The organism is Niastella sp. sgz303648 (assembly GCF_059587045.1).
In genome coordinates this window covers 23,905-45,968 of record NZ_JCAPSW010000016.1, presented here as the reverse complement: position 1 = coordinate 45,968, position 22,064 = coordinate 23,905, and the positions used below count along the sequence as shown (strand labels likewise).

Annotated in this window: 20 protein-coding genes; 9 read left to right on the top strand and 11 right to left on the bottom strand. The window is 44.3% G+C overall.

Going from position 1 to position 22,064, the window contains the following annotated elements; all coding sequences use genetic code 11:
* Positions 1-155 precede the first annotated feature (155 nt).
* The gene (locus AC59IL_RS31530; protein ID WP_496556235.1) at positions 156-1,142 is read left to right on the top strand and encodes a pyruvate dehydrogenase complex E1 component subunit beta; all 987 of its coding nucleotides are present in this window, start codon (positions 156-158) and stop codon (positions 1,140-1,142) included.
* Positions 1,143-1,624: 482 nt separating this feature from the next.
* Here the strand turns inward: AC59IL_RS31530 and AC59IL_RS31525 are convergent, their stop codons facing one another.
* Complete coding sequence (locus tag AC59IL_RS31525; protein WP_496556234.1) at positions 1,625-2,407, bottom strand: DUF4846 domain-containing protein; 783 nt, start codon at positions 2,405-2,407, stop codon at positions 1,625-1,627.
* A gap of 72 nt (positions 2,408-2,479) precedes the next feature.
* Between AC59IL_RS31525 and AC59IL_RS31520 the strand changes: the two genes are divergently transcribed.
* Positions 2,480-3,643, top strand: a complete 1,164-nt coding sequence (locus AC59IL_RS31520) for a sigma-54-dependent transcriptional regulator (RefSeq protein ID WP_496556233.1) — start codon at positions 2,480-2,482, stop codon at positions 3,641-3,643.
* A gap of 78 nt (positions 3,644-3,721) precedes the next feature.
* Here the strand turns inward: AC59IL_RS31520 and AC59IL_RS31515 are convergent, their stop codons facing one another.
* Entirely contained in the window at positions 3,722-4,633 is a 912-nt protein-coding gene (locus AC59IL_RS31515) for a MerR family transcriptional regulator (protein ID WP_496556232.1), read from the bottom strand.
* A gap of 174 nt (positions 4,634-4,807) precedes the next feature.
* Here AC59IL_RS31515 and AC59IL_RS31510 point away from each other — a divergent pair, with 174 nt between their 5' ends.
* The 3 genes from AC59IL_RS31510 (at position 4,808) to AC59IL_RS31500 (ending at position 8,073) form a co-directional block, all read left to right on the top strand.
* Entirely contained in the window at positions 4,808-6,391 is a 1,584-nt protein-coding gene (locus AC59IL_RS31510; RefSeq protein ID WP_496556231.1) for a S26 family signal peptidase, read from the top strand.
* Positions 6,392-6,541: 150 nt separating this feature from the next.
* Entirely contained in the window at positions 6,542-7,027 is a 486-nt protein-coding gene (locus tag AC59IL_RS31505) for a cytidine deaminase (protein ID WP_496556230.1), read from the top strand.
* Between the two features lie 395 nt (positions 7,028-7,422).
* Positions 7,423-8,073: a class I SAM-dependent methyltransferase gene (locus AC59IL_RS31500; protein ID WP_496556229.1), complete on the top strand. Its 651-nt coding sequence runs from the start codon at positions 7,423-7,425 to the stop codon at positions 8,071-8,073.
* A 47-nt stretch (positions 8,074-8,120) separates the two neighbouring features.
* Here AC59IL_RS31500 and AC59IL_RS31495 read toward each other — a convergent pair whose 3' ends face one another.
* The 6 genes from AC59IL_RS31495 to AC59IL_RS31470 form a co-directional block, all read right to left on the bottom strand.
* Complete coding sequence (locus tag AC59IL_RS31495; protein ID WP_496556228.1) at positions 8,121-9,158, bottom strand: flavin reductase family protein; 1,038 nt, start codon at positions 9,156-9,158, stop codon at positions 8,121-8,123.
* Positions 9,159-9,160: 2 nt separating this feature from the next.
* The gene (locus AC59IL_RS31490; RefSeq protein ID WP_496556227.1) at positions 9,161-10,162 is read right to left on the bottom strand and encodes a YhdH/YhfP family quinone oxidoreductase; all 1,002 of its coding nucleotides are present in this window, start codon (positions 10,160-10,162) and stop codon (positions 9,161-9,163) included.
* A gap of 172 nt (positions 10,163-10,334) precedes the next feature.
* Positions 10,335-10,853 (bottom strand): O-acetyl-ADP-ribose deacetylase, encoded by a 519-nt coding sequence (locus tag AC59IL_RS31485; RefSeq protein ID WP_496556226.1) that lies wholly within the window; start codon positions 10,851-10,853, stop codon positions 10,335-10,337.
* 217 nt (positions 10,854-11,070) lie between these two features.
* Positions 11,071-11,574: a methylated-DNA--[protein]-cysteine S-methyltransferase gene (locus AC59IL_RS31480; RefSeq protein WP_496556225.1), complete on the bottom strand. Its 504-nt coding sequence runs from the start codon at positions 11,572-11,574 to the stop codon at positions 11,071-11,073.
* 3 nt (positions 11,575-11,577) lie between these two features.
* The gene (locus tag AC59IL_RS31475) at positions 11,578-12,216 is read right to left on the bottom strand and encodes a TMEM175 family protein (protein ID WP_496556224.1); all 639 of its coding nucleotides are present in this window, start codon (positions 12,214-12,216) and stop codon (positions 11,578-11,580) included.
* Positions 12,217-12,238: 22 nt separating this feature from the next.
* Positions 12,239-12,571 (bottom strand): tRNA-binding protein, encoded by a 333-nt coding sequence (locus AC59IL_RS31470; RefSeq protein ID WP_496556223.1) that lies wholly within the window; start codon positions 12,569-12,571, stop codon positions 12,239-12,241.
* Between the two features lie 37 nt (positions 12,572-12,608).
* Here AC59IL_RS31470 and AC59IL_RS31465 point away from each other — a divergent pair, with 37 nt between their 5' ends.
* From AC59IL_RS31465 to AC59IL_RS31455, 3 genes are all read left to right on the top strand, one after another.
* Positions 12,609-13,019 (top strand): OsmC family protein, encoded by a 411-nt coding sequence (locus AC59IL_RS31465; RefSeq protein WP_496556222.1) that lies wholly within the window; start codon positions 12,609-12,611, stop codon positions 13,017-13,019.
* Between the two features lie 96 nt (positions 13,020-13,115).
* Complete coding sequence (locus AC59IL_RS31460; RefSeq protein WP_496556221.1) at positions 13,116-14,540, top strand: Gfo/Idh/MocA family oxidoreductase; 1,425 nt, start codon at positions 13,116-13,118, stop codon at positions 14,538-14,540.
* A gap of 418 nt (positions 14,541-14,958) precedes the next feature.
* Positions 14,959-16,392: a Gfo/Idh/MocA family protein gene (locus tag AC59IL_RS31455; protein WP_496556220.1), complete on the top strand. Its 1,434-nt coding sequence runs from the start codon at positions 14,959-14,961 to the stop codon at positions 16,390-16,392.
* 87 nt (positions 16,393-16,479) lie between these two features.
* On the opposite strand, the gene AC59IL_RS31450 is transcribed toward AC59IL_RS31455, so the two are convergent.
* From AC59IL_RS31450 to topA, 3 genes are all read right to left on the bottom strand, one after another.
* Positions 16,480-17,388, bottom strand: a complete 909-nt coding sequence (locus AC59IL_RS31450; RefSeq protein ID WP_496556219.1) for a transglutaminase family protein — start codon at positions 17,386-17,388, stop codon at positions 16,480-16,482.
* A 69-nt stretch (positions 17,389-17,457) separates the two neighbouring features.
* The gene (locus tag AC59IL_RS31445; protein ID WP_496556218.1) at positions 17,458-18,006 is read right to left on the bottom strand and encodes a YcxB family protein; all 549 of its coding nucleotides are present in this window, start codon (positions 18,004-18,006) and stop codon (positions 17,458-17,460) included.
* A gap of 171 nt (positions 18,007-18,177) precedes the next feature.
* Complete coding sequence (gene topA / locus AC59IL_RS31440; protein ID WP_496556217.1) at positions 18,178-20,760, bottom strand: type I DNA topoisomerase; 2,583 nt, start codon at positions 20,758-20,760, stop codon at positions 18,178-18,180.
* Between the two features lie 466 nt (positions 20,761-21,226).
* Here topA and pxpB point away from each other — a divergent pair, with 466 nt between their 5' ends.
* On the top strand, positions 21,227-21,937 hold the full coding sequence (gene pxpB / locus AC59IL_RS31435; protein ID WP_496556216.1) for a 5-oxoprolinase subunit PxpB: 711 nt from the start codon (positions 21,227-21,229) through the stop codon (positions 21,935-21,937).
* Positions 21,938-22,064: the final 127 nt, after the last annotated feature.

The window sequence follows — 22,064 nt, the reverse complement described above, 5'->3', positions numbered from 1 at the left end:
TCCGAAGATAGAAATTGAGGGGATGGGGGGACAAATCGGGTTCTTCTGACTTCTGACCTCCGACTTCTGACATTGTATTTCCGACTTCCGACTTCAAATTTGTTATTCTGCCTTTCAACCAATAATTTTGCCCGGTTTTAAAAACACAATACAGAATGGCAAGAAATATCGCATTCCGCGAAGCACTGCGCGAAGCTATGAGTGAAGAAATGAGAAGAGACGACCGGGTTTTCCTGATGGGTGAAGAAGTAGCTGAATACAACGGCGCCTATAAGGTAAGCCAGGGCATGCTGGCAGAATTCGGCGCTAAAAGGATCATTGACACACCTATTTCTGAGCTGGGTTTTACCGGAATTGCGGTAGGGGCCGCTCAAAACGGATTACGTCCTATCGTTGAATTCATGACCTGGAACTTTGCCGTACTGGCATTGGATCAGATTTTAAACACAGCGTCGAAAATGCTGGCGATGAGCGGCGGACAGGTTGGTTGTCCGATCGTTTTCCGCGGCCCCAATGGATCTGCCGGTCAGCTGGGTGCTCAGCACTCAACCGCTTTTGAGAGCTATTACGCCAATATTCCCGGTATCAAGGTGATTTCTCCCAGTAACCCCTACGATGCCAAAGGATTGCTGAAAGCCGCCATCCGCGATGAAGATCCGGTGATGTTTATGGAAAGTGAAGTAATGTATGGCGAAAAAGGCGAGGTTCCTGAAGAAGAGTATATTATTCCCATTGGCAAAAGTGATGTGAAAAAACAGGGAAATGATGTTACCATCGTTTCTTACAATAAAATGATGAAGGTATCGCTGGCTGCTGCCGCTGAGCTCGAAAAAGAAGGCATCAGCGCTGAAGTGGTTGATTTACGTACTATTCGTCCGCTCGACTGGATGACGATCCTCGAAAGCGTTAAGAAAACCAATCGCCTGGTAATTGTTGAAGAACAATGGCCCATGTGTTCGGTTTCTTCTGAAATTGCTTACCGCATTCAGAAAGAAGGTTTCGATTACCTCGATGCCCCCATCCGCCGCTTAACTGCCGCCGATGCACCTTTACACTACGCACCCAACCTGGTTGAAGCAGCACTGCCAAGTGTTGAAAAAACAGTGAAGCTGGTGAAAGAAGTGATGTATACGCAGAAGTAGGCAGGTTTCGGGTTTGTGCCCGCCCGGATGACCCGGTCGGACGGGGTTTGAGGCTTGTGGTTGATTCGCGATTTGATTTTTCTAAGTAATTATAAAATGTTGAACCGGTAACAGGAACAGATTAGTCTGTTGGCTGTTGCCGGTTTTGTTTTTTGGATAAGGCCATTCACTAAAAAAGCCCCGCTTTAGCAGGGCCGTTCTTGCTTGCTGGAAAAATAAAAAACTATTGAAATATCTTGAAAACCTCAGCGCATATCTGCAGAAACGCATACATGCCTCCAAGAATAAATCCACCTAACAAAACTAATCGGGTAATAACTTTAACGAGCGAAGGGCTCTGATGAACATCCATGGTAGATGCCTTCATAGTAACGGATTTTTATTTAGGAATTGTTTTTTAAAGGATACTGCTCTAAAATAATAGTTAACAATCGGTTTTGCAAAGTAGTTTTACTAAGTAATACCTGTATGGCTGCATATTTTTACTGCCAGCGACGCAATTGTTTTGGCGTAAACGTCCACTCGGGTGTGATAATGAATGAGTTATCTGTTTTTGCCTCGTACCAGGGGCTCATCCCTTCATTCATAGGATTTTTTAATAAATGTATACTTTGAGCAGGCATATAGCTTTGCGCCAGCATATAAATCTTTTTACCGGCATTGTTTACGGCCACATCCATCACAATCACCGCATGGCCCGGCGAACCGCCTTTGATCAGTACATCACCCGGTTGAATGGCCTCAAAACTGCTCACCGGCCGCAATTGTTTTTCGAGCGACAAAGTTCCGCAGTAATTATACACCTGTTCAAGATAGCGCTCGAACCGGGTACTGTCTACACTTGCCGGACAATTGTACTTTTTACCATTATTGTCGGAAAAGGAAATTTCAGAATAACGTTTCTGGTTGTACAGCCATGACGCTCTCATCCGCATCACCGCATCGGCGCATTGCTGCAGGTCTTTTTTGCCTACCGGAACATCCAGCACCGCATATTGGGCCGACTGGTTTTGCTTTGGCTGGCCATTATACAAATAAACTGTTTTATCTTTTTTAATACCTGTTTGGCGAAGCCACGCGGCAAATGAACCTGCGGCATACGGGATGCGTTTAAATCCTTCGGGAAGCGGAATATCGGCAACTGTGGAGTATGATGAAACAATCCCGCGCGGGCGCGGGAGGGGTATATGCCCGGTTGTTTGTTTTTCATAGGAAAAACACGAAAAAAGCGGCAGGATAATTGTCATGCGGAGGTTCCATTTCATATCATTACTTTTGGAGAACCATGAGATAACGGAACTTTATTTTTCCATAGAAAAAGACTGTTAAACCACACTATGTCAAACATTTTAATTATCGACGACGAAAAAGCAATCCGTAAAACCCTGAGCGAGATCCTTTCCTATGAAGGGTATAAAATCGAAGAAGCCGGCGACGGGGAAGAAGGCCTTAAGAAGTTTAAGGAAAAAACCTATGATGTTGTACTATGTGATATCAAGATGCCCAAACTTGATGGTATTGAGTTTCTTGATAAGGCGCGTGAAGCCAATCCCGATGTACCGGTGATCATGATTTCGGGCCACGGTACCATCGAAACAGCGGTAGAAGCCGTAAAAAAAGGGGCTTACGATTATATTTCGAAGCCACCCGACTTAAACCGGCTGCTGATCACCATTCGCAACGCGATGGATAAAAACAACCTGGTTACCGAAGCCAAAGTGTTGAAACGTAAAGTGAGTAAGGTAGAAGAAATGATCGGCGAATCGGCGCCCATTATCAAAATCAAGGAAACGATCGATAAAGTAGCGCCTACAGATGCCCGTATTTTAGTAACAGGCGAAAACGGGGTGGGGAAGGAACTGGTTGCCCGCTGGGTGCACGAAAAAAGCAACCGTGCTGCCGGTCCGCTGATTGAAGTTAACTGCGCGGCTATTCCCAGCGAGCTGATCGAAAGCGAATTATTCGGTCATGAAAAAGGGTCGTTTACTTCGGCTGTTAAACAACGCATTGGTAAGTTTGAACAGGCCCATGGCGGTACGCTTTTCCTTGATGAAATTGGCGATATGAGCCTCAGCGCTCAGGCTAAAGTATTACGCGCTTTGCAGGAAGGAAAGATCACCCGCGTTGGCGGCGATAAAGACATCAGCGTTGATGTTCGCGTAATTGCGGCTACCAATAAAGACCTGCTGAAAGAAGTGGATGATAAGAATTTCCGGCTCGACTTATACCACAGGCTTAGTGTAATTATCATTCATGTGCCTTCGCTCAACGACCGCCGTGAAGATATTCCGCTGCTGGTTGATAAATTTCTTACCGACATCTGTGCCGATTATGGTATTCCCAAAAAAGGCATCGAAAAGGAAGCGCTCGATGGGTTAAAACAACATAACTGGACGGGTAATATTCGCGAATTGCGCAATGTGGTGGAGCGTTTGATCATTCTTTCGGGTAAAACCATTATACCTGATGATGTGCATGCATACGTAGTTCCCAAACGGTAAATATTGAATAATGAATTTTGAATGATGAATGTCGAAATGCTTTCACTTCGACATTCGTCATTTATTATTCGATATTCGTTATTGCTGAATGGTTTCCTTCAAAAACTGCCTCTTTTCTTCAACCGTTTTCAATAATCTTACATTCGCCAGGTCGCAACTGCACTGGCAGGCTTCGGGGCCCGAAAAAACAATCTCTTTATCGGGGAACATGCCTGAGAATTGTTTCAGGTATTCATGCATGTCGCATTTATTCAAATTGGGGATCATGAAAAAATACAACTGCGTACAGGGATGAAGGGCGCAGATCTGTTGCAACATGGTTAATGGCACGTTTTTCCCGAGGTAAATATGCGGTACTCCTTCTTTTTTTAGCATGTATTGCATAAAAAGCAGGGGTAGTTCCTGGCAATCTGCTCCCGGTATGTCGTGGTGTTCGCCGGCCGGCGTAAACAGCAATACCCTGCGTCCGCCGGTATAAACGGGCCGGTCGAGCCCATCAATGGCCACCATCATTTTTTTGATGATCAGGGCGCGGGCAAAATGTTCGTGTGCCTGTATTACTTTTCCGGTAAGCCATAATAAGCCTAATTTTTTCAGCAACGGGAACAACACACAGATCATGCTTTTTTCGAAACCGGCATGTAATACTAGGTTATGCAGAATTTTTTCGAACCGTTCAAGGTCGAAATCAATGGAAGCTTCTGTTAATTGATTGATAAAAATTTCGTAATTATCGGCATCGGGCCTTATTTCGAGCGCCAGTTTCGCCATTTCTTCGGGCGAACAGCAGGCAATTTGGGAAATTTTATGTCCGTTGTTGTACAGATATGCAATTCGTAACAGTTGTTTAAGGTCTTCACAATCATAGAAACGATGCTTACTTTCCTTCCTTTTGGGGCAGAAAATATTATACCGCTGTTCCCAGATGCGCAGTGTATGCGCTTTTATGCCTGTTAAGTTTTCAATATCCCGGATGGAAAACAAATTCATATTGGTGTAACAAATGGTAAGATATTACAACTAATTAAACTGGTCAAATACTGTTTAACATAACAGGCCAAACGGGCTAAAGTTTATACGTTTTTAGCAAAATGTTCGTTATTGGCCCGCTCTATGCAAATTAATATGGTATTTTTGCCCGGATTTTTTTAAAATAGCCTCATAATGAGTTTACACGATCTGTTAGTTATAATAATAGTTTCCTTACTTATAGTAGAATTGCCTGCCATTGGTTTAGCAAAATTATTCGAAAGGGCCGGGATACCGTCGTGGAAAGCCTGGGTTCCTTTTTATAATACGTGGGAAATAATAAAACTGGCCCGTTTAAAAAAGCATTGGTTTTTCTGGCAGTTTATTCCGGTTGCCGGCTGGTTTATCAGCATGTGGCTGATGGTTGAAATAGTAAAATTATTCGGCAAATTCAGTTTTTGGGACCATGTAGGGGCTTCCCTGCTTTCGGTAGTATATTTTCCTTACATCGGATATAAGCCTAAAGTAAAATACCTGGGTCCCGAGGCTGTTAAAAATCATAAAAAATCAACCGTTCGCGAATGGATCGATGCCGGTGTGTTTGCGGTGGTGGCGGCAACACTTATTCGTGTTTTTGTATTTGAAGCCTATACCATTCCTACAGGCTCCATGGAAAAGACGCTGCTGGTAAACGATTTTCTTTTTGTAAGCAAACTGAGCTACGGGCCCCGTATTCCCAATACGCCCCTGGCGGTGCCGTTCGTGCATCATACATTGCCTGTTTTTAACATGAAGTCATATACCGAAATCATTCATCTGCCTTATACCCGCTGGTTCGCCAGTCCGGTAAAACGCAATGATGTGGTGGTATTTAATTTCCCGGCAGGCGATACGCTTACCAAAGAGCTCGATTCGCAGGACCCGTATTACGATATTTTACAGGCCGAGGAAATGCGGCAGTACCAGCAGTTAAAAGGGCAAATTGCCAATGAAACCGAGTTGAAAGCGGTGGCTAAGCAAAAAGCCCGCGACATTGTTTGGAACGATTATACCGTGGTAACCCGTCCGGTTGATAAACGTGAAAACTATATTAAACGCTGTGTTGCTATTTCCGGTGATAAAATTCAGATCAAAGACGGTATTTTATACGTAAACGGCAGCAAGGCTTATATTTCGCCCACCTCTGCTACTGATTATATGGTTACCACTACCGGTAACAGAATTTTGAATGAAGATCAATTAAGAGAGGCCGGTATACATTTGAACACCGACGAACGCAATCCCGATTTTATTCCTTACGGTGGCAACACTTACCAGATCAATCTTACCGAAAGCGAAGCTGAAATACTCAAAAAAATACCGGGCGTTACGGTTACCCGCAAGCTGGAGAATACCGGCGATCCGCGTATATTTCCGCGCGATACCAGTGTATGTTTATGGAGCACCGATGAATTTGGTCCGTTATGGATACCGAAAAAAGGCGAAACGATTCAGTTAACCCCCCAGAACATTGCCTTTTACAAAAGGGCTATCAAAGTGTATGAAAACAACGACTGGGAAGAGCGTGATGGCAAAATATTTATCAATGGAAAAGAAGCTACTTCCTATACATTCAAGATGAACTATTTCTGGATGATGGGTGATAACCGCCACCGTTCGCAGGACAGCCGTTTCTGGGGCTTTGTTCCCGAAGACCACGTTGTTGGCGAAGCCTGGTTAATTTGGATGAGCTGGGATAAGGGCGTACGGTGGAACAGAATGTTCAGATCAATACATTAACCAATAGACAATGGACAACAGGCAATAGACAAGGCCTTGCATATTGCCAATTGCTAATTGCCAATTGATTACTATCTTTAATAATCCTTCTGCTCACCGCAGAGGGATTTTTTGTCGGGGTAAGCCGGTAACAATTAAACTAAGCTCAATATGAAAAAAGATGAATATAAATTTTCATTTGAAGTATACGATTCAATAGATGAGTTGAAAGAAGAAGATGCCTGGTTATTGAATGAGGCGCGGGAAGTAACGCAGCATGCGTATGCACCGTATTCAAATTTTCATGTGGGTGCGGTGGCCAAGCTGGCCAATGGCGAAATAGTGGCCGGTTCGAACCAGGAAAATGCTTCATTTCCCGTAGGGCTATGCGCCGAGCGCGTTTTGCTGGCATCGGCATCGTCGTTGTATCCCAAAGTTCCCATTGAGTCGTTGGCCATCAGCTATCAGGCAGGTAATGGTAACAGTGATCATCCTATATCGCCCTGCGGCATCTGCCGGCAATCGTTACAGGAATTTGAAATGCGGGTAGGCCATCCCATACGGTTAATACTGGGAGGCATGGAAGGAAAAATATATGTGATATCAAAGGCCAGCTCGTTGCTACCGCTGGCGTTTACGAGCGAGGAACTGAAGTAGTTGTAAGTTTTAAGTAATAAGTTTTAAGTTTTGGAACCACTGCCTACTGCCTATTGACTATTGCCTGGGGTTTTCCTATATTAGTGCATGCGCACCCTTATTCCTTTTATTATTCTTTGGGGATTGAACGATTTGCATGCCCAGCATCCTATGAAAATTGAGCAGGAACTGCTGACCCAATTCAGGAAAATTCAATACTGGACTACTTTTAAGGATAGCGGTACCAGTAATCTCCGAGCTGGAACCCATTTTAATGAATAATTAAAAGGCTTATAAAGCTTTTCAAAAGAAAAACTACCTGCTGGCAATTAAAAGATATAACAGTAAAGATTAAATCATGACCGGTGTATGTGTAACGGTGAATAATTAAATACCTGCGTGGCCAAATTTTAAGTATGAATAAAGACCTTATTTCATATTACCGGCAAAGGGCTGCCGAATACGAAAAAATATATCATAAGCCTGAACGGCAGGATAACCTGTTACAGGCCGAAATGCTGCTGCAGAAAATTTTTCTAAATAAAGAAGTGCTCGAGATTGCCTGTGGCACCGGATACTGGACAGAAAGAATTGCCAAAACAGCGCATACCGTTTTTGCTACCGATATCAATGAACCGGTTGTGGAAATAGCCAGATCAAAAGCATATCCGCCATCAAAAGTAAGTTTTCAGATAGCCGATCTGTTTAACATGCATACCGGTAAACAGTATGAAAGTTTGTTTGGCGGTTTTATCTGGAGTCATATTCCAATTGAAGGGTTAAATGACTTTATTGATAAAATCAACTCACTCGTTGTACCCGGCGGTACTGTTGTTTTTATGGATAACAACTATGTTGAAGGAAGCAATCTGCCAATTGCACACACCGACGAAAACGGAAACAGCTGGCAAATTCGTCAACTGCAGAATAGTACAAAGCATAAGGTGTTAAAAAACTTTCCCACTGAAGAATTTCTGCAAAAAGTACCGGAGAATAAAGCAACCGGTATTGAAGTTATTAATCTGAAATATTACTGGATATTGACTTATCAAACAATAGTTTCGTGAACGGTTCTTCGACTCCGCTCAGGACATCCTTCGACTTCGCTCAGGATTTAAAACTCCAGCTCTACATCCGTTTCAGCATATCCCACACAGGTGAGCACCAATCCTTCCTGTAAATCTTTATCGGTAAGCACTTCGTTGTTGCTCATTTTTACAGAGCCTTTGCTACACCGGGCGGCACAGGTGGCGCAGCGGCCGGTATTGCAGCTATAGGGCAGGGTAATGCCGTGTTTTTGGGCTGCCTTTAAAATGGTATCGGGAAATGCGGTGGTGAATTGATAGGTTTGGTTGGCGTAATGCAACATTACGGTATGCGAATCGGCCGGTATGGTAAATGCGGGTTTGCGTACCGGTTCTATCACAAAATGTTCCTTGCGTAACTGATCTTCATGAAAACCCATAACGCGAAGCGTAAACTGCACCATACGCATATACGATTCGGGACCGCAGGTGTAGAATAAACTGTTTGCTGTTTGTGGTTTGTAGTTTGTGGTTAGAAATTGTTCAAGCAGCCAGTTATTCAGCCGTACCGGCCGGGCATCGGCATCTGTAGGATTACTCAACAGATCAATGCGCGTAAAACGACGGGGGTATTGTGCCGCCAGCTGTTGAAGCGGTTTATAATAAATGATATTGCGCTCATCGTGATTTTGATAAATCAGCGTTATATGGCTCAGCGGTTCTTCGAACAATACTTTTTTTAGCAGTCCAAATATGGGCACTATGCCGCTGCCTGCGGCTATAAAATAAATATGGCGTTGTTGTTTGGCATCGGTGGTTATGGTAAAACGTCCTGCCGGTGGTAAACTGTTTACCAATGTGCCCGGTTGCCAGGTGTTGAGTATATGCCGTGATATTTCACCGTTTTCTTTTTTCTTTACGGTAATGGCTATTTGTTTATCAATGCCCGGGGTGGTGCAAATAGAGTAGGAGCGGCGTATTTCGTGATGGTCGTGCGTAAACAAAAAAGTAACCGACTGGCCTGCTTCCCACACAACCGGTTTACCCTGCGTTTCTTCCAGCACATAGGTACAAGTATTGGGTGTTTCGCGTATCACCGCTGCTACTTTCCACTGTAAAAGCTCCATGATTACAGGGTAGTGAGGTTTACAACTATGCGGCCCATGATCTTTCCTTCAAGAATGGCATCGATATAGGTTGTATTCAATTCTTCGAGTGTTACTTCTTTACCAATAGCAGCTAATTTATCTTTTATGTTCCAGTCGTGTGATAGTTTTTCCCAGATGGTGAGCCTTACCGGCATGGGTGTTCCGGCCGACCCTACACCCAACAGGTTTACGCCGTTCAATATAAACGGATATACAGTAGTATCGAGTTGGGGCGATGACACCAGGCCGGTGCTTACCACGCAGCCTTCGGGCTGGCAACCTTTAATCAATGTGGCCAGGGTATTGCCACCTACGGTATCAACAGCGCCTGCCCATTGTGGTTTTAAAAGGGCTTTGCCCGACGTATCGTTTACAAAAGACCTGTCTTCAATGCGCGCTGCGCCCAGGTGTTGCAGATATTCCAGCGCATTTGATTTACCGCTTACAGCAATTACTTCGTAACCTGCTTTTGCCAGCACAGACACTGCCATACTGCCCACGCCCCCTGTGGCGCCGGTAACCACTATCGGACCGGCATCGGGCGCCTGTTTCATTAATTCCATTTTATAGGCGGCGCATCCGGCTGTAAAACCAGCTGTGCCGATGATCATACATTCTTTCAGCGAAAGGGATGCGGGCTTTTTAACCACCCAGGCAGCCGGTACACGAATATATTGTCCGTACCCACCGCAGGTATTCATACCCAGGTCGTAACCGGTAACAATCACTTCATCGCCTACGGCAAACACTTCATGGCGGCTGATCTCTACTATACCGGCGGCGTCAATGCCCGGTGTATGGGGAAACTTTCGGGTAATGCCTTTATTACCCGTTGCCGACATGGCATCTTTATAATTCAGTGACGAGTAATGTACTCGAATAACTACTTCGCCGTTGGGCAAATCATCGATATATCTGTCAATGATATTGCGTTCAAATTTCCCTTCTTTAGTTTCAGTTACCCAAAGCGCTTTAAATGGCATATGTTTATCGTGAATGGTGAATGGTCAATGGTGAATGGTCAATGGTGAATAGTCAATAGTCAATAGTCAATGGTGAATACATGCTCCAATATTAACAGGTTCTTCTTACTTCCGACTTCTTACTTCCGACTTCTGATTCCCGATCAGCAAATCAACTGAATTTTAGTCAAACTCATGACAGCCTTTCTTTGTACAGCGAATAATTCTCATCGTCGAAACATACAAAGAATATTTCTTCAATGCTATTATCGTTTGCCGAAAACTGTTGTACTTCTTTAATGGCAATGGTGGCTGCTTCGGGTTTTGGAAAATGATACACGCCGGTGCTGATATTCGGGAATGCAATGGTTGTAACCCCGTTTTCAACCGCCAGTTGTAATGAGTTTCGGTAACAATCAGCCAGTAATTCGGGTTCGCCTTTGTTTCCGCCGTTCCAAACCGGTCCAACGGTATGTATCACATATTTTGCCGGTAACAGACCAGCGGTGGTAATAACGGCTTCGCCGGTTTCGCAGCCGCCCTGTTTGGCCCTGATATAGCGGCATTCTTCTAAAATGGCCGGGCCGCCGGCCCGATGAATGGCCCCATCTACACCTCCGCCGCCCAGCAATGAACTGTTAGCCGCATTCACAATAGCGTCGGCTTTTATTTTAGTGATATCGCCTTTTAAAAGTGTAATCTTTGTAGCCATACATTGATTGCTGATTTAGGGATTTATTGATTTTGAGATTTAATTCCAGATCAGCCTTCTGCAAATCTATAAATCCCAAAAATTCAAAACCTCAAAATACATATATCGGTTGTTCAAAACTTATGCCGTACCAGCCGGTAAAAGCAATTGCTGATTTTGGATTTTTTGATTTCGTGTTTTAAAATCTCAAAATCTCAAAATTCCAAAATCTCAAAATCTAAAACAACGTCTGTACACCATGCGCAATCTTATTTTCATGCTGCAGCAGCCACTTTTTACGGGGCAGTCCGGCGGCATATCCTACCAGTTGATTGTTCGAACCGATAACGCGGTGGCAGGGCACTATGATAGCCACATTGTTTTTTCCATTAGCTGCAGCAGCCGCCCTGATCACTTTGGGATCGCCCAGGCGGCGCGACAATTCAAGATAACTGATGGTTTTGCCAAAAGGAATTGCCATCAACTCGTTCCATACTTTTTGCTGAAAGGGCGTGCCTTCCTGCGAAATGGGCAATTCGAAAAAACGGCGGTTGCCATGAAAGTATTCAATCAGTTGTTCAACGGCCTGAATGGCCAAGGGAGGCAGCTCTTCCTTCCTGCTATTAACAGCAATGGCCTCCGGCTCATCCATAAACTTCACCTCACTGATATAATGACCGGTGCCGGTTATTTTTAACAACCCTACGGGCGACTGGTAATATGTTGTAAAAGCATCGGCCATCGGCTACTCATATTGTGGTTTTTTAGGAGACCGTAAATAAAGCAATGCCAGTAATATAGTAACAATTATGGCCGCATTTGGATTAAAAACCGAAATAATAATTGCCAAAGCATAAAAGCAATTTGAAATAATGTACAACCTGGTAAGATAACGCACAAATTTGGGTGATAGCCGCTCGTCGATCAGCCGTTTTTTATGGCTCGAATACAACCAGAGTATCAGCCACGCAACAGCCGGCAAAAAAATACCAATGGTATAAAAGGTAACTGCTGTTTGTTTTTGTTCAGGATGCGTAATATAATCGCCCAATACGGCGGTCGGAAAAGGCAAAAAAGAAATACACATCAGAAAAAATACATTCAATAAAATAAAAACATGATCAATTCTTTTAAAAAATTTAAACCAGTAATGATGGTTGGCCCAAAAAATGCCGATGGTAAAAAAGCTAAATACATAAGCAAAATACTTTGGCCAGTATTGCAATAAATGATGCGCCAGCGAAGTATTTTGAAGTTCGTTAAGGGCGGGTACTTTTATTTCAAGAACCAGTAACGTAATGGCAATGGCAAAAACACCATCGCTAAATGCCTCTACCCGTTGGGTGACATTTTCATGATCATGCAGCGGTTTTGTTGATTCCATATTTTTGATAACTGAAAACCAATCAGCCTATCTTCCAGCCGTTTTGTACAGGGCGATCGGGCGCCAGTAAAACTACTTCTTTTTTATCAGTGTATATGCCCAGCACCAGGCACTCACTGAAAAAATTGACAATCTGTTTGGGCGGGAAATTAACAATGGCAACAATTTGTTTACCTAACAGTTCCTCCTTATTATATAATTTAGTTATTTGCGCCGAGGATTTTTTAATACCCAACTCCCCGAAATCGATGGCAATTTGATATGCCGGGTTTTTGGCTTTGGGAAAATCATTAACTTCCGTGATTGTTCCGACCCTGATATCTATTTTTTCAAAATCATTCCAGTTGATGAGCATGCTTATTAATTTTTTTCAAAAATAAATCCCAATTACAATGAAACGTACAGCTACTGCCGTTTGGAACGGCTCTGGAAAAGAAGGAAACGGACATTTAACTACACAAAGCACAACATTAAAGAACACGCAGTATTCGTACAAATCACGTTTTGAAGAAGGAGTAGGTACCAATCCCGAAGAACTGATTGCTGCTGCCCACTCAGGATGCTTTGCCATGAAGCTGAGCTTTGTTTTAGGCGGAGCCGGATTTACCCCCGATTCACTGGAAGTAACTTCAACGATTACACTGGAAGACGGTGTGATAAAAAGTTCGAACCTCGTTTTAAAAGCAAGCATACCCGGCATCAGTGCTGAAAAATTTAAAGAGTGCGCCGAAGATGCCAAGCTGAACTGCCCTGTTAGCAAGGCGCTGAATATGGAAATTACTTTGGATGCTTCATTATCGTAAGTAATTCGTTGACCAGTTAACAGGTTAACTTGTTAACTGGTCAACTTTTCAACTTGTCAACTGATCAACTTTTCAACCATACCTTAACCTAACGATATGCCCTCAACTAAACGCAACCTCAGCCGGCGCAGCTTTATTAAAAATACTTCATTGGCAGCCGGCAGCTTTTTCATAGTGCCCCGCCATGTGCTGGGACGCGGTTATACTGCCCCGAGCGATAAGCTGAACATTGCCGGCATAGGAACCGGCGGTAAGGCCGGTGTGAATTTGCCATATGCCTTTAACAACGGAGCCGAAAATATAGTGGCCCTGTGCGATGTGGATGACCGTATGGCGGTTGGCGCCCGCAAAAAATGGCCCGATGCCCCTTACTACCGCGATTACCGCGAAATGCTCGATAAAGAACAAAAACACATCGATGCAGTAATTGTTACCACGCCCGATCATATGCATGCCGTTCAGGCTTTGGCTGCCATGCAGCTGGGCAAACATATTTACCTCGAAAAACCATTAACACACGATATTTATGAAGCACGCATATTAACGCAGGCCGCGCAAAAATATAAAGTGGTTACGCAAATGGGTAACCAGGGCAGCAGCGGTGATGATACGCGCAACGTTGAAACCTGGATTCAGGAAGGCGTAATTGGTCCCGTGCATACAGTGCATGTATGGACGAACCGGCCAGTATGGCCGCAGGGTATTCCTACGCCTACCGGTCAGTTTGAAGTGCCGAAAGAAGTTGACTGGGACCTTTGGCTGGGCACCGCGCCGCAACGCGATTTTAATCCGGCTTATTTGCCCGCCACCTGGCGCGGATGGGTTGATTTTGGCACCGGTTCACTGGGCGATATGGGCTGTCATTTTATGGATGTACCGTTCAGGGCATTGAAATTAGGGTATCCCATATCGGTAGAATGCAGCGTTACCTCGGTTTATACCGGTTTTTTTAAAGAAGTATTTTATACCGACAGCTATCCGCCTTCTGCAAAAATTCATATTCAATTTCCTGCCCGTGATAAAATGCCGCCGGTTGAACTGATCTGGTACGATGGAGGTATAAAACCCGAGCGTCCGGCTGAGCTGTTGCCCGATGAACCCTTTGCCGAGAAGGATGGGGGCATTTTGTTCGAAGGCAAAAAGGGCAAACTGGTGGCAGGGTTGTTTGGCCGCAATGCTACCTTATTACCTACGCAAAAAATGAAAGAAGCCAAACTGCCCAAATCGAAATTTCCCTTTGTTGAAAAAGGTTCCGAAGGCCATCAGCAGCAATGGGTGCAGGCCTGTAAAAAAGGATATGGCGCTTATACCAGCTCGCCTTTTGAAATGGCCGGCCCTTTAACCGAAACGGTATTGATGGGCAACCTGGCCGTAAGAAGCTACAATATTAAAGAAGGCAATAATTTTCCCGGCCGCAAAAAACTGCTATGGGATGGCGCTAATATGCGCATCGCTAATTTCGAAGGTGCCAATGATTTTGTAAAAAGGAATTACAGGGGTACCTGGAAACTGGAGCTGTAGCGGCAAGCGGTAAGTTGTAAGTAATAAGTAATAAGTTGGGGAATGTTAATCGTCAATAGTGAATAGGTTGTTCCAATATGCCGTTAGGCATTAAATGTTGGTAGAAAAAACGACATGGTTTTAAATAGGGTCCCGTAGGGACGAGATCTGATGCCCCCAAATGAATGATCGATTTTTATGATTAGATTCATTCATTTCTCAAATTTTATGAACCTAATGTTCCGTCCCTACGGGACATGTCTGTGCCAGCATTTTCTTTCTACCAACATAATGTCCCTGATGGCTCTCACGCTTGCCGGTTTTTGCAGCCTGCCGTTTATGTAAATAACTCTTTCGTAACAAAGAGATTAACGTAATTTAATTTGCTAAATCGATTATTTACTCTACTTTCAGTCCACTAAAACTTATGCTTATCAATATGAAGAAGGACAAAAAAAACAACCGATCACGCCGTGAATTCCTGAAAAATACATCGCTGGCTGCTGCTGGATTTTTTATTGTTCCGAGGCATGTATTGGGCAGGGGCTTTATTGCACCCAGTGATAAATTAAATATCGCCGGAATAGGTGCTGGCGGAAAAGGACAAAGCGATCTTGCCGAATTTGCCAAGAGTCCGAAAGTAAACATTGTGGCTTTGTGTGATGTTGACGATCGCCAGGCCGTTACCTCACGCAAAAACTTTCCGAATGCCAGATACTATAAGGATTTCCGTGAGATGCTCGACAAGGAAAAAAAGAATATCGATGCCTGTTCTATATCTACACCCGATAACACCCACGCCGTAGCCGCACTGGCTGCCATGCAGCTGGGCAAGCATGTGTATGTACAAAAACCGTTAACGCACGACATTTTTGAAGCCCGCACCCTTACCGAAGCGGCTAAACGCTATAAGGTGGTTACCCAAATGGGCAACCAGGGAGGTTCGGGCGACGGCGTGCGTAAAATGAAAGAAATAGTTGATGCCGGCATGGTTGGCGAGGTGCATACGGTACATTGCTGGACGAACCGGCCCGTATGGCCGCAGGGGATTCCCACACCCACCGGAACTTTTGAAGTACCAAAAGAAGTTGACTGGGACCTGTGGTTAGGCCCTGCAAAAAAAATCGATTATAATCCTGCTTATTTGCCTTTTAACTGGCGTGGCTGGTGGGCATTTGGCACCGGTGCTCTGGGCGATATGGCCTGCCATATCATGGACCCTGTGTTCCGCATACTTCCTATAGATTATCCCACATCGGTAGAATGCAGCGTGGCCACTATTTATAAAGAAATGTGGAATGATACGGCGAACCCCGACAGCTGTCCGCCTTCTTCGATCATACACTTAAGTTATCCGCGTAAAGACGGTAAGGGAACTATTAAGGTATCATGGCATGATGGTGGTCTGCAACCCGAAAGACCCGATGAATTGCTGCCCGATGAAATGATGGGTAACTGGGATGGGGGAGTGATCTTTGAAGGAACCAAAGGAAAGATCATGGCCGATTGTTATGGCGCCAATCCCCGGTTGTTGCCAACCCGGCTGATGAAAGAAACTTTGCCTGCCGAAACGATCAAACGCGTTCCTGAAGGTCATTATATTCAATGGGTAAACGCCTGTATCGATGGGTATGGAAAAGGACAAACCAGTTCGCCGTTCGATTTTGCCGGACCGTTTACCGAAAGCATTCTGATCGGCAACCTGGCCATCAGAAGCTTTATGATGAAGAATGCCAGCGCCAAAGGGGCCGACAAATACCCCGGCAGAAAACGTTTGCTGTGGGATGCAAAAAATATGAAGATCACCAATTTCGAGGAAGCCAATCAGTTTGTGAAAAGGGAGTACCGCGAGGGTTGGAAGCTGGGTTTTTAGAAATATTGAATAACGAATGAAAAATGTCGAATTTCGAAGTTGTTTTCACTTCGTCATTCGACATTCATTATTTAAAGTCCGATATTCTTAGTCTTTTTGTTGTCCATTCTCCGTAATCAGTTCAGCCAGCGACAACAATTCCTTTTGCTTATAGTTGTTCTTTTCGGTGGTAAAACACTTGCTGAATTCTTCGAGCAGAAATTGAATTACCCGTTTATTCGAAAGCTGTTTAAAGTAAGAAGCCGCCGGCGGCACATTGATGCGCTTGAAATAATTCTCAACGTCTTTATGTGTAAATACCTGTCCGCTCATGGGATCAATAAAGAACTCGGTTTTATACAGCGGATTTTCAACGTGGCGGGTAAAGTCGTAATCGGTTTTAAAATATCCCAGTACAAACTGGTGGGGGATATTGATGGCCCTGATGGGTACATCGAGCAGCTCGGCCAGAATCAGGTACAAAATACCATTGGCAATGGTATTGCCGCGTTTGGCTTCGAGTTGCTTATTGATAAGAAATTCTTCAGGATGCTGATACCCTATTTCAACACCGCGCAAATTGAAATAGTTGTATAAAATGCTGGTCAGCACATTTACCTGCTCGAGCGGAGTAAGATAACTGTTCAGTTCGAGCCAGATGTTGCGCCGGAGCTTTTCAATATCCTGGTATACCTGTGAGGTAGTCAGATCGGGATATTGAAAACGCGATACCAGTAATGAGCCGGTAAGCAGATCCTGGTGTATATTGTTATTCCATTGTATCAGTTCCTCGGTAAGATCGCGGTAATGCAAGCGGTGGATCAACAGTTCTATCCGCTCCTGCACATCTTCACTGATAGTATTCTCCCACAGATTTTCAAGGTTGGGAATAATTCCCTTTCCAAAGTCGATGATGCGGGTAGACACTACATTGAAGACCTCTTCATCGGGATCGTCAATTAAATGGAATAATGCCGATATTTCTTTGTTTTCTTCCATTTTGATGCTACTATTCATGCCGTTTAACCAATGTCAATTTCGGGAACTTGTAAACATTTTCAATAAAAATCTTTTCCACAAATTACTTCACTTTGTGGGGAACTCCGAACTTAAGGGCAAATATTGATTAAATAATCTTTCCAATTCCTTCCTGTCGTTTGTTAAAACAAGCAACCGCTTTGGTATAACGATTGCGTGATACGAATTCGTATACAAGTAATAACTGGTGGGAGTTTCAGCCTTTTTTACAATGGCTTCCCAGGCATATTTACTTTCAGATGCATTGTCTTTATCTACTATGCCGGTATCCATAAGAACTACTTCTGCCTCTTCAAGTATATGCTTGTTTTCAGCTTGCGTAAGTATGGTTCTTACCCGTCGCCGAATAGATCTTTTTATAAGAAAAGGCACCAGTAAAAAATATACTGTGGCTATAACGCCGAATATGATAAAGTCGATAAAAATCTGTTCAGTGTGTTTGCTGAAAATATACAAACCGGCGATGGCTGCATATAAGGCAAATACCCGCAGGTAATACCGTATACGGTAGGCCTTTTTATCGGGTGCGCCCCAGGCCGTATAATAATTGTACTCGAAATATTCTTCCTCTGTTAAATGGTATTTGAGCGTAAGCATGCGTAATGATAAGCGTAACCGCAATTTGTAAATAATAAGTAAAACCAATAACTCCTGCTAATGGTTTTCCTTTTTTAAGTAGTGTTACCTCTACAAAATAAAATCCCGCTTTTTAGCGGGATTAAAAATTATATAAGTGATTACATATTTTTATACACTGCTGCCATGTTCTTATTTCGATTTCTTTTTGGGCGCCGCCTTCTTAGCCGCTTTTTTAGCCGGGGCTTTTTTTGCCGCAGCTTTGGCTGCTTTGGCAAAGGCATTCGGTACCTGGATCTCGATCATTTTTTTGATGTCATCCAACGGAACCGTGGTCAGCTCTTCTGCCGTGTATTTGGTATCATCGGCCTTTCTGTGCAGCTTCAGCATTTTTTTGCCGAAGCGTATATATGGGCCCCAACGGCCATTTTCAATCGAAATCTTTTCATCGGCCCATTGTTGTATATACCGGTTTTCTTCTTTTTTGATTTTGGCTTCGATCAGTTCATTCAGGTCACTCTGTTTCAACCCCTCAAAATTGTACCGTTTGGGTACGTTGATGTACATATCGTTCCACTTAATAAACGGACCAAAGCGGCCGGTACCTTTGGTAACGGGTTTGGCGTCGAAATACCCGATAGGCGCATCGGCTTTTTCTTTTTCTTTGATCAGCTCCAGCGCTCTTTCCATGGTCAGCTCAAACGGATCTTCGCCGCGTGGCATGGAAATATTCTGCTCGCCGAATTTGATATATGGACCGAACCTGCCGAGGTTTACTGAAATTTCCTGTCCTTCGAGCTCACCCAGTGATTTTGGCAGCTCAAACAATTTCATCGCTTCATCGAAGGTGATGGTTTCAATGCTCTGGCCTTTTCTTAAACCGGCAAATCGTGGTTTTTCATCTTCATTATCGCCAATTAATGCTACAACCGGCCCAAAGCGCGCCATGCGGGCAACCACTTTTTTGCCGCTTTGCGAATCGATACCCAGTTCGCGTTCGCCTTTTATGCGTTCGGCTTTTTCAATGGTATTATCAACGTCTTTTTTGAAGGGGATATAAAAATCGTCGATCATACTGTTCCACTTCAGTTTGCCGGCGGCCACTTCATCAAATTCGTTTTCGATACGGGCGGTGAACCCGTAGTCCATGATATCGTCGAAATACTGTTTCAGAAAGTCGGTCACTACCAAACCCAGATCGCTTGGAAACAGCTTGGATTTTTCGGCCCCGGTATTCTCCTGTTCGGTTACTTTAGATATCTGGTCGTTCTTTAACGTCATGATACGGAAGTCGCGTTTGATTGGCTCTTTATCGCGCTTTTCAACGTATCCACGGGTAATAATGGTAGTTATGGTAGGAGCGTAGGTCGAAGGCCGGCCGATACCCAGCTCTTCGAGCTTTTTAACCAGCGATGCCTCCGTATAGCGGGGCGAAGCACGGCTGAAGCGTTCAATAGCCTTCATCTGGTTCAGCGGAAGCGCCTGGTTCACCGTTAACGGCGGCAGCATGCCTTCCTGCTGTTCGTCTTCCGAAATATCTTCTTCATCCCGGTCTTCGCGATATACTTTTAAAAAGCCGTCGAACTTCAACACTTCACCGGTGGCGGTCAGTTCTTCTTTATTGGTAGAAATTTCAATTTTAGCTGTTGTTCTTTCCAGTTCAGCGTCGGCCATCTGGCTGGCCATGGTGCGTTTCCAGATCAGTTCATACAAACGGCGTAAATCAGCATCGTCAATGGTGCTGTTTTCCATATAGGTAGGCCGTATGGCTTCGTGCGCTTCCTGGGCCGATTCGTTCTTGTTTTTGTATTTACGGGGCTGATAATATTTGTTGCCGTACTGACCGGTAACCTGGTTCCTGATGTCGCCCATAGCGGTATCGCTCAGGTTTACGCTGTCGGTACGCATGTAGGTTATTTTACCGCTTTCGTACAGTTGCTGGGCCAGGCTCATGGTGGTTCTTACCGAATAACCCAGTTTACGCGATGCTTCCTGTTGCAGGGTAGAAGTGGTGAACGGGGCGGCCGGTGATTTTTTACCGGGGCGAACCTGTATGTCGGCAACCCGGTACTTAGCGCCGATGCACGATTGCAGAAATTTTTCGGCATCTTCGGCGGCATCGTATTTTTTGCCTTCAGCCAGGAATGTTACGGGTTTACCGCTTACATCGTTCGCCGTAAAATTAGCTTCAATTTTAAAGGTGCTGGTCGATACAAAGGCGTTGATCTCGCGTTCGCGTTCGGCGATCAGGCGAACGGCCACGCTTTGCACACGCCCGGCGCTGAGGTTATTGCGGGTGCTTATTTTGCGCCACAGAACAGGGCTCAGCTCAAAACCCACAATGCGGTCGAGTATGCGGCGGGCCTGCTGGGCATTTACCAGGTTCATGTCGACCGTACGCGGACTGGTTACGGCCTTTTGAATGGCTGGTTTTGTAATTTCATGAAAAACAATGCGTTTGGTAGTCGCCGGATCAAGCCCGAGCACTTCGCACAAATGCCAGCTGATCGCTTCTCCTTCACGGTCCTCATCCGTTGCCAGCCACACTTCGTCAGATTTTTTGGCAATTGATTTTAGTTCCCTCACAACCTTTTCCTTTTCGTCGGGTACTATGTAACGTGGTTTATAGCCGTTTTTAATATCAATGCCCATTTCTTCCTTTTCAAGGTCACGGATATGTCCGAAACAACTTTTCACCTCGAAATCTTTCCCTAAGATCTTTTCGATGGTTTTGGCTTTCGCAGGAGACTCTACTATTAATAAATTCTTCGCCATAGGTTCTTTAAATGGTTAATATCACATTTTACGATCTTCTGCTGCGATCGTAAATCAGGTTGCATAACCCCATTTTGTGGGGTCAACAACTATCTATTTCATTAAAAATCAACGCCTAATTTTGTTGAATTTTGGCTTCAAAGCCCGCAAAAATGGCCTTTTGTCCGCGTGCAAGTTTAATGTATAACTACGAAAACAACAAATTGGTACTTACCGGCCGAATGTGTAAAAAGCCAAAATGTCGGTTATTTTTTTATGATGGCACCTTATTTTTAGTATTTTTTCATAGTTTGGAAAACCTTAAAAAAGAACCATTTGACTGTGCGAAAGCGGGTCCGGGAAAATGTACCTGATAAGTGCAAACTCTTAAATTGTAACATAAATAAAAATATAATAAGATGATTCCGTGATTGAATGAGCAGTTATGTATTAAAAAAATTACCTTCAGTTATAGCGATACGTTAAGGTGCTCAACCAATACCAAATATTCCCTCTGGGCGATTCGGCCATTACCATCGATATGGGTAATTGCATCAGCGAGCACCTGAATCAAAAAGCACTGGCTATGCAGCGATGGCTGTTGCAACATCCTTTTGAAGGAATAAAAGACTGCCTCGTTGCCTACAGCTCGCTCACGGTACTTTACAATCCCTTTGTTATAAAGAAATATTATCATGTAAACGCAACTGTATTTGACTGGGTTGCCGGCCGGCTACAGCAGGCCTTTGAGCAGACTGTTCAAACAGCCGTGAACGACAGGGGCGAAATCATCAGAATACCTGTTTGTTATGAAGCCCCGTATAGTCCCGACCTGCAGTACCTGGCGCAGGAGAAACAGCTTACTACAAACGAGGTAATTAATATACATACGGCAGGCACCTATAATGTATATATGATAGGGTTTTTGCCTGGCTTTTCGTACATGGGCGAGGTAAGCGAACAGATTACTGTACCACGAAAGCAAAACCCTGTGCCGGTTACCGCCGGCAGCGTTGGCATTGCCGGGTCGCAAACCGGTATCTACCCTTTAAACAGCCCCGGTGGCTGGCAGATCATCGGCCGCACTCCATTAAAATTATTTGATCCTTATGAACCCGAACCGGTAAAATTACAGGCCGGCGACCGGGTGCAGTTTTATTCAATAACAAAGAAGGAGTTTGAGAAATACAGTACTTAAACGGGCGCCAGCGCCCTGGATGCAGTGGGGCTAAGAGTATAAAAGTGAAAAAGGAGAAAAAAGAGATGCTGATTATTAAAGATGCCGGCAAATTGTATGGATGCTGAAATAAAAAACTCTCTTTTTT

What these genes read in the sequence shown, in the direction of transcription:
- AC59IL_RS31530 (WP_496556235.1), top strand. Translation starts at nt 156, where the DNA reads ATGGCAAGAAATATCGCATTCCGCGAAGCACTGCGCGAAGCTATGAGT.
- AC59IL_RS31525 (WP_496556234.1), bottom strand. Translation starts at nt 2,407, where the DNA reads ATGAAATGGAACCTCCGCATGACAATTATCCTGCCGCTTTTTTCGTGT.
- AC59IL_RS31520 (WP_496556233.1), top strand. Translation starts at nt 2,480, where the DNA reads ATGTCAAACATTTTAATTATCGACGACGAAAAAGCAATCCGTAAAACC.
- AC59IL_RS31515 (WP_496556232.1), bottom strand. Translation starts at nt 4,633, where the DNA reads ATGAATTTGTTTTCCATCCGGGATATTGAAAACTTAACAGGCATAAAA.
- AC59IL_RS31510 (WP_496556231.1), top strand. Translation starts at nt 4,808, where the DNA reads ATGAGTTTACACGATCTGTTAGTTATAATAATAGTTTCCTTACTTATA.
- AC59IL_RS31505 (WP_496556230.1), top strand. Translation starts at nt 6,542, where the DNA reads ATGAAAAAAGATGAATATAAATTTTCATTTGAAGTATACGATTCAATA.
- AC59IL_RS31500 (WP_496556229.1), top strand. Translation starts at nt 7,423, where the DNA reads ATGAATAAAGACCTTATTTCATATTACCGGCAAAGGGCTGCCGAATAC.
- AC59IL_RS31495 (WP_496556228.1), bottom strand. Translation starts at nt 9,158, where the DNA reads ATGGAGCTTTTACAGTGGAAAGTAGCAGCGGTGATACGCGAAACACCC.
- AC59IL_RS31490 (WP_496556227.1), bottom strand. Translation starts at nt 10,162, where the DNA reads ATGCCATTTAAAGCGCTTTGGGTAACTGAAACTAAAGAAGGGAAATTT.
- AC59IL_RS31485 (WP_496556226.1), bottom strand. Translation starts at nt 10,853, where the DNA reads ATGGCTACAAAGATTACACTTTTAAAAGGCGATATCACTAAAATAAAA.
- AC59IL_RS31480 (WP_496556225.1), bottom strand. Translation starts at nt 11,574, where the DNA reads ATGGCCGATGCTTTTACAACATATTACCAGTCGCCCGTAGGGTTGTTA.
- AC59IL_RS31475 (WP_496556224.1), bottom strand. Translation starts at nt 12,216, where the DNA reads ATGGAATCAACAAAACCGCTGCATGATCATGAAAATGTCACCCAACGG.
- AC59IL_RS31470 (WP_496556223.1), bottom strand. Translation starts at nt 12,571, where the DNA reads ATGCTCATCAACTGGAATGATTTTGAAAAAATAGATATCAGGGTCGGA.
- AC59IL_RS31465 (WP_496556222.1), top strand. Translation starts at nt 12,609, where the DNA reads ATGAAACGTACAGCTACTGCCGTTTGGAACGGCTCTGGAAAAGAAGGA.
- AC59IL_RS31460 (WP_496556221.1), top strand. Translation starts at nt 13,116, where the DNA reads ATGCCCTCAACTAAACGCAACCTCAGCCGGCGCAGCTTTATTAAAAAT.
- AC59IL_RS31455 (WP_496556220.1), top strand. Translation starts at nt 14,959, where the DNA reads ATGAAGAAGGACAAAAAAAACAACCGATCACGCCGTGAATTCCTGAAA.
- AC59IL_RS31450 (WP_496556219.1), bottom strand. Translation starts at nt 17,388, where the DNA reads ATGAATAGTAGCATCAAAATGGAAGAAAACAAAGAAATATCGGCATTA.
- AC59IL_RS31445 (WP_496556218.1), bottom strand. Translation starts at nt 18,006, where the DNA reads ATGCTTACGCTCAAATACCATTTAACAGAGGAAGAATATTTCGAGTAC.
- topA (WP_496556217.1), bottom strand. Translation starts at nt 20,760, where the DNA reads ATGGCGAAGAATTTATTAATAGTAGAGTCTCCTGCGAAAGCCAAAACC.